The organism is Bartonella sp. AC535YNZD (assembly GCF_042196625.1).
In the GTDB taxonomy this organism is placed as follows: Bacteria; Pseudomonadota; Alphaproteobacteria; order Rhizobiales; family Rhizobiaceae; genus Bartonella.
The window spans coordinates 25940-35903 of record NZ_JBHIQP010000015.1 but is presented as its reverse complement, the minus strand read 5'-3'; the positions used below and the strand labels follow the sequence as shown (position 1 = coordinate 35903).

Here is a 9964-nt window from a genome sequence, read left to right as displayed (position 1 = left end):
TGACAGCAACGCCTAAAATCTTTAGTGACACTGCTAAAAGGCGCGCTGATGAGATTAATGCCGTTCTCGCATCTATGAACGACGAAACGCTTTTTGGAAAACAACTTCATCATTATACCTTCGCGGAAGCTGTCGATAATGAACTGTTAACTCCTTACAAGATTGTGGTCTTGGGTATTAATGAAACCTATATCACACCAGCCATACAGGAGATTATTGTCAATGAAAACCGTGAAATTGATTTAGATGATGCGGCAAAAATTATTGGCTGTTATAGAGCACTTACCAAAATAGATAAGCAAGCCGCTGTTGATGATGATGATACAGAGCCCATGCAATGTGCTTTAGCTTTTTGCAAAGATATCAAAACCTCTCAATATATAACAAAGCTTTTCAATAAAATTATCAAATCTCATATTGATGATTTCCTTCAAACGGTTCCCTTTCTAAACTGTGAAGTAAGACATATTGACGGAACGCAAAGCGTCAAAAAACGCAATGAGGAATTGGATTGGCTTAAAGAAGATGCGGGGCAAAATGTTTGTCGGATCTTAAGCAATGTTCGGTGTCTGTCTGAAGGGATTGATGTCCCTGCTCTTGATGCCATCATGTTTTTACACCCGCGTAAAAGTCATGTGGATGTGATACAGGCGGTGGGGCGTATCATGCGTCGTGCAAAGAGCAAGAAAAGAGGCTATATCATTTTACCCGTTGGGATCCCTGCTGAAGTTTCTGCTGAACAGGCTTTAAAATACAACAAAAGATACAGTGTTGTCTGGCAAGTGATCAATGCTTTGCTTGCTCATGATGAGAATTTTGAAATCACCCTTAACCAGATGATTTTAGGGCAAGACGTTAGTGATGTTTTGGAGATTAGAGCCTTAGAGAGCATGACCGCGGTTGAGGATAAACTTCATATCCATGAAAAATCAGAACATATGGATCTTGAGATTGGAAAAGCCGCTCATGAACCACAAACTATTCATAGCGTAACAGGAAGATTACCTTTTTATAAAGAGTTTCCTAATGCTCTAAAAACCCTTCTTGCGAAGAAATTTGCTATTGCGGATTATTGGGAAAATTGGGCGGGCAATGTTGCTGAGATTGCACAAAACCATATCACGCATCTCCAAAACTTGCTTTCTGATGAAAACAGTGAAGCTTTTGATGCATTTCATAAGGAATTAGAGAACAACTTAAACAGTGAAATAAAACAAGAGGAAGCGATTGAGATGTTAGCACAACATCTTGTCACGCGTCCCGTGTTTGAAGCTTTGTTTGAGGGCAATGAATTTGTCCAAAACAATGCCATTTCGCAAGCAATGGAAAAAAATCTTAACAGAACTTGATAAAACCAATATCGAAGAGAAAACGAAAGATCTTGATAAATTTTACAAAAGCGTCACGTTCTGTACAGCAGAGATTACCGAAACTCATGCAAAACAGAATCTTATTATAAACCTTTATGAAAGTTTTTTTGTAGTGTAGCTGCAAGAATTTATTTAACTCTTTATTTGAAGAAAAAAGAGTGAACTCTACAGGAATCAAAACTCCAAAATATTGCTTATTTTGTTCAATATATTTTCTAGGACGTGGGTTAGGAATATTCTGAAAGTCGTTTTCAGAATCAATTATTTCAGGATTATAAGGGCTATTTTCTCCCGTTAAAACATAAATCCAATAGCAGATCTTTGAGTTCACAGAAAACTTTTCGATTACTAAGGTAGCACATTGATTATCACGGTTAAAATAATACGTTCCTTCCTCTAAAAATTTATCAGCACCACTGTTATTAACTAATTCTGGGGCTGGATCTATTCTATATTTATAAGAAAAGAAGTTAAGGGTATTCATAAAGTTAACATAATTACAATGTCTATAGTCTTATCAGATAGTAGGTGCTGCCAAAGTTATCTTAGTGGTTATGAGAAGGTAGTGTATCCAAAATATATTTCATTGTTTAGAATCGTTTAGCTGAGAATTAAAGCTATAAAATTTTAATTGCAGAAGCAATACGAGTTTTAGAGAACTCTGCAGTGAAAGCTGCTTAGATTTTCAGAGTATGACTCCCCTTCCCTGCTTTTAAGTGGAGGAAAAATTAAAACATTAAACGAAGCATGCCATCACGTAAAATGGCGTTAATCCGCATTTGATATCCTTTCCCTTGACTTTTAAAGTCACGCTAGCACATCTGAATCCACTCGCACTGTTGTGACAGTTTTGGGTGGTTTATAGAATGGATTGAAAACGGCGTTTTTCCAGAACACATCATTGAGTGACGGAATATCTCTATGATCAATTGCACTATCCGACATTACAGCCAATTTATCAATTTCAAGTCTCTGTTTATCTGTCAAAACTGATAAGTTACCTACCTCAATTTCATAACGAACTTTCTTCTTTATAACGTTTCCTCTCTTTCAAATTGGCTCGTCGAGCTGAAATAATACGCATTACCTCTATACCATCTTTATTGTCATGGACAGTATGCGCTACGAATAGTAATAAAAACCTCCACAAGCACTAAAGCTTGCTAACCATACTCTCTATTTTCAATACGGTCTTGGTTAGCCATGGAGAATGGATCAGAAAAAACATATGCAGATATTTCAAAACTTTACATGATGCTTTCTAAGATTACTTTTTGTTTTAGCATCATCCCATTCAAATCTCATTTTTATACCTTATATTAATACATTTATAAGGGTATTATATACATCAAGAGTTCTAGATAAACACTTAATTATCCATGTTTTGGTACAATTAATATAATTTAATACTTTAAAAATTAGTGATTAATTAACTAAAAATATAAAAAAATAATAAATTATTCTATGGCTTTATGCATATAATATGCAAATCGAATAAAACTTACAAGCATGCTAAATAAAACGATATTAATTGGCTATTTGGGAGCTGCTCCTGAAAGCAAAAAGGAATTTTGGTGCCTAAACATTCAATTTTCGTATGGCTACCTCTGAGAGCTATGCAGATAAAAATACCAATAAAAAAGTAGACAAAACAAAATGGTATTCCGTGGTGCTTTTTAATCTACAGAAATTTGGAAAAATTTGTTCTTCAGTACAGAACTGCCCCTTTTTTCGAATGAATGAGAGGAACGGTTTTTTTTATGGTCAACGCTACAAAGGATGCAATCAGCACTTTCAAGAAACCACTAACCAAAAAACCTAATGAACTTATTAAAACTGTCAGCAAAGGGACCTGTGTCATATAAGCTACCCATGGTATTCCAAAAGAATAAACTATCCCAATGCCACCCACAATATTTATCATAAATAATATTATAAAATTTAACCGCTGCCAAAGCAATTCTACCATAAAGCCAATAAAAAATGCAGCAAATGGAAAACTAATCAGATAACCACTCGTAACTCCTGAAAAAACACTAATTCCACCACGACCACTAGGCAATAGAGGTAACCCAATCGCAATAAGAACTAGGAAAAGAAGTGATGCTAAAGCTCCCCTTTTCGCTCCAAGTATAGATCCTGCTAACATCGGAGCCATAGACTGAGCTGTAATAGGGACACCCAGCAAAAAAGGAAGATAAATAGGAGGGAAAAGACTCAAAACAGCGTAAATAGCGGCAAATAAAGCAATATAAACCAAATCTTTTGTATTCACTGAATTATTCCTTCACTAGGGAAAATATTTCGTTATTGTTGTACAATTAATAAAAAGTATCAGATTTATAAAAGTACACTTTAAATACCTTAGATATAGAGAAAAATACTATAATAATTTATTTTAATAATATCACTTATATGAATCATATTAGATTCTACAATTTTTAATTACATCATAAATTACTATAGTTAAATTCAATAATAGTGATATATGAATATTATATAATGCATTTATTTTAGTTATTATGCTTTGAATGAATTAGAGGAACAGATCTTTTAATCGCGAGTGCAATAAAGGATGCAATCAACACTTTTAAACAATCGCCTATCAAAAAAACTGATGAAGCCATTAAAACCTTCAGTAAAGAAACTTTGGTCATATACGCTGTCCATGGAACACCAAAAGAATAAACTATCCCAATGCCACCAAAAGTATTTATTATAAATAATGTTATAAAATTTAACCGCTGCCAAAACAACTCTACCATTAAACCAATAAAAAATGCGGCAAATGGAAAACCTATTAAATAACCACTTGCAATTCCTGAAAAGACACTTATTCCACCACGACCACCAGGCAACAGAGGTAATCCAATCGCAACAAGAACAAGAAAAAGGAGTGACGCTAAAGCACCCCTTTTTGCCCCAAGTATAGACCCTGCTAGCATCGGTCCCATCGATTGAGCTGTAATAGGCACCCCTAGAAGAAAAGGAAGATAAATAGAAGGGAAAAGGCCCAAAATAGCATAAATAGCGGCAAATAAAGCAATATAAACTAAATCTTTTGTATTCATTTGATTCTTCTTTTATTATAAAAACTTTTATTATTATGAGATGCTGTATCAATAGTATCAGCATCATAAGAACGCGCTTCCAATGCTTCAGCCACTTCTGAAGCCATTCTTATAGTCCGTATAATTAAAGGTATCGCAAGAGCGACAATGTTAGTATTAAGTCCCCTTGCTTGCTGTGCTTCATGTACCTCATTAAACTTTTCACTCAAAAGAGGAATAAACCTGATCGCCATAGAGATAACCATACTCACTTTTGATGGATTTATACCAAAACAACGAAAGGGCTGGAGGCCTGCTTCAATTGCATCTACCATATCTGAAACTTTTGTTGTGAATGAAATAACTGATGATAAAGAAAAGAGGATAACAAGACGTAATATGACCTCAACCCCCGTAAGCCAACCGCTAAAAATAGTTTGAAATACAAATAGAAGAACTAAAAGCAATCCCATCGATTTAAATTGCTTTATCACAGTTTTGAAAGGGATCTTGGCGACTCTATAGAATAAGATGACCAACAATAGAAATAACCCAAGAAGCGCTATGGAAGAAACCATTATTATAAAAGTTCCACAGGCCGTAAGAAATAATAACTTAACTCCAGGACTTAACCTATGAATAAATGTATCCCTCGGAATATATAAACCGATCATGACATTCTTCTTATATACTCCTTTATAGCAACAAAAGGTACATCATCAATTGCTATATCCCCCTTATCAAAAACCAGCACTCTATCAAACTTTTTCAAAAACTCTAAATCATGCGATACAACTATTGCCGTTTGTGGTAATTCTTCTATCACTTGCGTAACGCGATGCTTATTTCGCAAATCAAGTAATGTCGTCGGCTCATCAAAAATAATGTAGTCTGGTTTCATTGCAACTACACTGGAAATAGCAACGAGTTGTTTTTGCCCACCACTTAATAAATGGACAGCGTGATTTCTGAAATCTTGAAGTTCATAGCGCTGTAAAATTTCATCTACACGCTCCTTAATTTCATCTTTATTAAGCTTTAAATTTTTGAGACCAAAGGATAAGTCCTCTTCAACTAATGGTAAAACAATCTGATTATCGGGATTCTGAAAAACAAATCCAACTTTACGCTTTACTGCTTTTGCGTCGCGTTTTGTATCAAGCCCATCAACGCTTACACAGCCATGAGATGGTAATTGGAGCCCATTAATAAGGCGAACAAATGTACTTTTTCCAGAACCATTCGCACCTATAATAGCAATTCGTCTTTCGGTAAGCTGTACAGTAATATTTCTTAAAACACACAAATCACCAAAAACTTGTGTTACCTCATCAAATTTTATAATCCCCAAGGCTTATTCCAATCAATCCCTTTTATTAGCTCTTCTTTCTCTATCGTTTCAGTTTATAACCTAAAAGTAATAACAAGCACCATAGAGGAATAATAATGACTGCCAAACTCATATCAGGCATCTGTACAGGAATATATGCTTCAAGAAAAGGCAAGCTTATTCCTATCATATCAAAAAGTCGAGTCATCAATCCATTTTTCCCAAAACCACTGACAAACATAATGCAAAATAATAAAGCAAGAAAGCAGAGGCAAAGATAGTTAGCGTAAGGATATAAACCAAACGCATAAATAAAATCGCCCTTTCTGTTCTTATGGGCATTGCGAAATTTCAAATGAACAATAACAATAATAGCCCAAGTAATCACTGCTGCTGCAGTTGCAAGAGCCATGATCCGCATGAAACTATTATCAGGAACAAGAGCATTAACAACGACAATCAACGCCGTACATAATGATGAAAAAAGGATAGCAATATAAGGAACACGAGCAGCACTCAGTTTACTAAAAATATGTGGTGCATTTTTTTGTACAGCTAAACTATAAAGCATACGGCCATTAGAATAAATGCCACTATTGTAAACAGAAATAGCAGCCATAATCACCACAAAATTCAAAATATGACCAGCAGCAGGAATTCCTATAGTCTCGAAAATTGTGACAAAAGGACTACCTTTTTTTCCAATCATATTCCAAGGGCTGATTATCATAATAACACTGATAGAACCAATATAAAAAATTATAATCCTCCACATAACTTGACGAATAGCCGCTGGAATTGTTTTTTGTGGATTAGATGCCTCTCCAGCAGCAATACCAATAAGCTCCGTTCCTCCAAAAGAAAACATTACTACAGAAGTTGCTAAAACAACCCCTACTGCTCCATAAGGAAAAAAACCGCCATGGTCCCAAAGATAATGAATATTCGCTTGATTTTCCCCTAGTCCAGTGACAATGAGAAAAATTCCAAAAATAATCATACCAATAACAGCAGCCACTTTGATCAAAGCGCAAGCAAATTCAAATTCTCCATAAAAACGAACATTAAACAAATTAACAAATGTAACAAATAAAAGAACAATGAAAGATGTCTTCCAATGATCAATCAAAGTCCAATGATCAAGGTAAAACCCTATCACTGTAAGTTCAGCCATGCTCACAAGAATATAAAGAAACCAATAATTCCAACCTGTTATGAAACCAGCTAATCTCCCCCAATATTTATAAGCAAAAAAACTAAATGCTCCTGAAGACGGTTCTTCTACTGACATTTCACCAAGCATTCGCATAATGAAATACATAATAAGCCCGCCGACAAGATAAGATAAAATAACTGAGGGACCAGCTAATTGAATTGCCTCGGTTGACCCATAAAAAAGTCCTGTCCCAATAACGCCACCTAAAGCAATCATTTGAATATGGCGATTTTGAAGGCTACGCTTCAATTCCTCGTGCTTTTTTTCAGACATCATGCCTCACTACTTTTGTTGAACTTAACCTCAACTTTTATTGAAAAATTAGGCACCTCTTTCAAAAAACACAAAACAAACGTAAACTTATTTTCTTATCATAATGCAACTCCTTATTTTTTTGTGCATTATACGTATGTCCCGTTGAAGTTTTAAGAAAAAATATGCTCCACCCTCTATTTAAATTAATGTCCTTCATTTTCGTTACACTAACCATTATAGCATTGGTCATTGATAACGCACACTCTGTAATCACATCACATTGGACAACAACCCCCTTTAATAAAATTTTAACAAACCTTCTGCAAACAGATATCTATCACCTTAATCAATCTCTATGCAAGGTAATGCCTGATTTTCTGTCCTCAATTTGCATTACTCTTACTTATTTACCCGCATGGTCTATCTTTGGGGCTTTAGCAATAGTATTTTGTATCTTAAATTACGAAAAACAAAAGCCTTTTCACAAAATATCATATAATAAAGAGTCCATTTGATCTTGAAAAAAACTTCTAGAGCTTTGTGTACTATAACATAATCGATGTCGCTTACCCCCCCTCACTCTATTAAAACAACTGAAAATCACTTGATCATCAGAACAAATTAAAACGCTTTATTATAAATATAGGCGCTCACTTATGATTTCTATAGATAACGATAACATCACTTTATTTGTATCAATTTTAAAAAATTAGCGAATAAATCTACCTCCCACCTATAAGAAAACTCTGTACAGAAAAAACTTAAAATATTGCAGTTCATATATTCTTCTATGGCTTCTTCTTTATACTCTACAAAAACTTTTCTTAATTTTCGTACTAGAAACCCCATATAAAAAACGTCTTCTAATATCAGCACTCCTTATAAGATTAGAACTTATTAAAATTAATGAAGAAGCTTATAAAAATTATTCTACAAGTCTAACAAAATGCGTGAAATAAAAACTCATCTGTAAATAATTGCAATTGTGATAAAAAATATTTCGCACCTTCTCCCTATTGAGAAAATGGTAAGATAACAGCTTCAGTAACACTCTGTTCTTTTAAATCTGAAAATCGTCTCGCTAAAATATCAACTTTTTAGATATCTCATCCAAACTTTTTCATTGATTAGTTACCTCTCGAGAAAGTTCCTCAATGAATTTTTCTTGGTAAGCTAGCTTCATTTCTAGTTCTATCAGCCGATCTTCATCCGACATGATTTTTACTTCCCCTTAAATAAAAAAAACGTGATTAATGTTATTAATCCTCCTCCCTTCTTCTTCCCATAAAAATGAGAAGTAACTTTTCAACTAATTCTACTCATCTATTTGCACATTATAAAAGGTTTATGATGATCTTTATTTTCCCAATCACTCTATGCAACAAATTTCTTTCTTAAAAATCAGAAAAGTTTTTTATCTTGATTAAGTTATCTTAACACCATTTTCATTCTAAAGATCTACATTCCCAGCTTCTTAATTTAAGTGCTATCATAAATTGGAAAGCATTTTATAGCATTAAGGTCAAAGAATACTTTTCTCTGACTTTTACATACTTCTCCTTCAAATTATTATCATATGTATAAATTATTGAAAAAATGCATTCTTGCTTTTATACGTACTTTTAGCTATTACCCTCAAATTAGTTTTGTCTCATTGACTTACAAACCTATGCCGCATTAGCTCAGTTGGTAGAGCACATCATTCGTAATGATGGGGTCGCTGGTTCGAATCCGGCATGCGGCACCACCTTTCTTAAGATGTTGAAATATATATATTTTTTATTTAACTATCTGTTTAAAGACCACCTTCTAGGATTTATACAATTTTATCTAATCTCTTGTTATTTGCTCCGTATTTTTCTCTGGAGTAAATGCTAAAACCTCTTTCTTTCTCCACCTCACTGCTCACCCTAGCTTATATGGCTCCGGCCCCCTCTGAAGCATCTAATTGCGAATCGTTGTTGTGGATATACTAAAAAGCTGTGCACACTCATGGATTGTTACATATCTATTGCCATCATCAAATATCATCCATTGCCTTTTTATTTTTTATGTTATGTAAATGGGCTGGGATGCTATGAGGAGAGAACTTCCTATATTTTCAAGCAGCTTTTTGTCAAAATCTTTTGTGTCTCTTGTGCTATTGCCTCTAAAAAGATTTCAATAGCTTGATTGATTTGTTTAAGAGGCTGCTGGAAACGTAGCCAATACAACACCAGACAAAGATGACACCATTGGACCCAAACCCAAACGCCCCACCAAATGCTTCATATGAAAAAGAAAATATATGAAACCGAACTACTTGTTCAAAATTATTACAGTACAATATTCTTAAAAAAACTATCAAATACCATTGGTCTATATATTGAATATGCTCCACTAATATATTGTTTCAGTTGGAAACAGACTGTAAGAGAGGAGAAATATCCATTATGTTGTTATGTAACAGTTTATTTAAAACCCTTCGTAAAGGTACTTTTTAATGGAATTAAGCAATTAGGGGAAAAAACAAAGAATAGTTAATTTAACTATAGATTTTTTTATTAAATATGTATAACACGTTATGTATACGCTTTATTGATTCTAAGATAATTTTTAGATATATAATGTTAAATTATAATGTTTTTTTGTTTTTATAAAAAAAATTCTGTGGTGCAATTTATGACTTTTGAAATTACTTAAAAATCAACACCTAATTATTTCATTAATTATTATGTCTCTTATTTTTTATTAAAAATGCTTT

The 9964-nt window shown here is 33.8% G+C and carries 7 protein-coding genes, 1 tRNA gene and 4 pseudogenes; 4 read left to right on the top strand and 8 right to left on the bottom strand.

Annotated features, from left to right (window positions below):
* A pseudogene (locus ACFIM8_RS07935) lies at nt 1-1479 on the top strand (helicase-related protein); the annotation flags it as partial.
* A gap of 619 nt (nt 1480-2098) precedes the next feature.
* On the opposite strand, the pseudogene ACFIM8_RS07930 reads toward ACFIM8_RS07935, so the two are convergent.
* Nucleotides 2099-2152 (bottom strand): annotated as a pseudogene (locus tag ACFIM8_RS07930) (hypothetical protein); the annotation flags it as partial.
* A gap of 727 nt (nt 2153-2879) precedes the next feature.
* Between ACFIM8_RS07930 and ACFIM8_RS07925 the strand changes: the two are divergent.
* Nucleotides 2880-3051, top strand: a pseudogene (locus tag ACFIM8_RS07925) (single-stranded DNA-binding protein); the annotation flags it as partial.
* 27 nt (nt 3052-3078) lie between these two features.
* Here ACFIM8_RS07925 and ACFIM8_RS07920 read toward each other — a convergent pair.
* The 5 genes from ACFIM8_RS07920 to ACFIM8_RS07900 all read right to left on the bottom strand — a co-directional run bounded on the left by ACFIM8_RS07920 (nt 3079) and on the right by ACFIM8_RS07900 (nt 7239).
* The gene (locus tag ACFIM8_RS07920) at nt 3079-3645 is read right to left on the bottom strand and encodes a biotin transporter BioY (RefSeq protein WP_375607394.1); all 567 of its coding nucleotides are present in this window, start codon (nt 3643-3645) and stop codon (nt 3079-3081) included.
* A gap of 238 nt (nt 3646-3883) precedes the next feature.
* Nucleotides 3884-4441, bottom strand: a complete 558-nt coding sequence (locus ACFIM8_RS07915) for a biotin transporter BioY (RefSeq protein WP_375607393.1) — start codon at nt 4439-4441, stop codon at nt 3884-3886.
* Entirely contained in the window at nt 4438-5094 is a 657-nt protein-coding gene (locus ACFIM8_RS07910; protein WP_375607392.1) for an energy-coupling factor transporter transmembrane component T family protein, read from the bottom strand. Before ACFIM8_RS07910 ends, ACFIM8_RS07915 begins: the two co-directional genes overlap by 4 nt.
* Nucleotides 5091-5771: an energy-coupling factor ABC transporter ATP-binding protein gene (locus ACFIM8_RS07905; protein ID WP_375607391.1), complete on the bottom strand. Its 681-nt coding sequence runs from the start codon at nt 5769-5771 to the stop codon at nt 5091-5093. The genes ACFIM8_RS07910 and ACFIM8_RS07905 overlap by 4 nt, the downstream gene beginning before the upstream one ends.
* Before the next feature lie 40 nt (nt 5772-5811).
* Entirely contained in the window at nt 5812-7239 is a 1428-nt protein-coding gene (locus ACFIM8_RS07900) for an amino acid permease (RefSeq protein ID WP_375607397.1), read from the bottom strand.
* A gap of 164 nt (nt 7240-7403) precedes the next feature.
* Between ACFIM8_RS07900 and ACFIM8_RS07895 the strand changes: the two genes are divergently transcribed.
* A complete protein-coding gene (locus ACFIM8_RS07895; RefSeq protein ID WP_375607390.1) occupies nt 7404-7736 on the top strand; it encodes a hypothetical protein in 333 nt (110 codons plus the stop codon).
* Nucleotides 7737-8341: 605 nt separating this feature from the next.
* Here the strand turns inward: ACFIM8_RS07895 and ACFIM8_RS07890 are convergent.
* Nucleotides 8342-8404: a hypothetical protein gene (locus ACFIM8_RS07890; RefSeq protein WP_375607396.1), complete on the bottom strand. Its 63-nt coding sequence runs from the start codon at nt 8402-8404 to the stop codon at nt 8342-8344.
* 488 nt (nt 8405-8892) lie between these two features.
* Here ACFIM8_RS07890 and ACFIM8_RS07885 point away from each other — a divergent pair.
* Nucleotides 8893-8968 (top strand) — tRNA-Thr (locus ACFIM8_RS07885).
* Between the two features lie 83 nt (nt 8969-9051).
* Here the strand turns inward: ACFIM8_RS07885 and ACFIM8_RS07880 are convergent.
* Nucleotides 9052-9252 (bottom strand): annotated as a pseudogene (locus ACFIM8_RS07880) (helix-turn-helix transcriptional regulator).
* Between the last annotated feature and the right edge of the window lie 712 nt (nt 9253-9964).

What these genes read in the sequence shown, in the direction of transcription:
- ACFIM8_RS07895 (WP_375607390.1), top strand. Translation starts at nt 7,404, where the DNA reads ATGCTCCACCCTCTATTTAAATTAATGTCCTTCATTTTCGTTACACTA.
- ACFIM8_RS07915 (WP_375607393.1), bottom strand. Translation starts at nt 4,441, where the DNA reads ATGAATACAAAAGATTTAGTTTATATTGCTTTATTTGCCGCTATTTAT.
- ACFIM8_RS07900 (WP_375607397.1), bottom strand. Translation starts at nt 7,239, where the DNA reads ATGTCTGAAAAAAAGCACGAGGAATTGAAGCGTAGCCTTCAAAATCGC.
- ACFIM8_RS07910 (WP_375607392.1), bottom strand. Translation starts at nt 5,094, where the DNA reads ATGATCGGTTTATATATTCCGAGGGATACATTTATTCATAGGTTAAGT.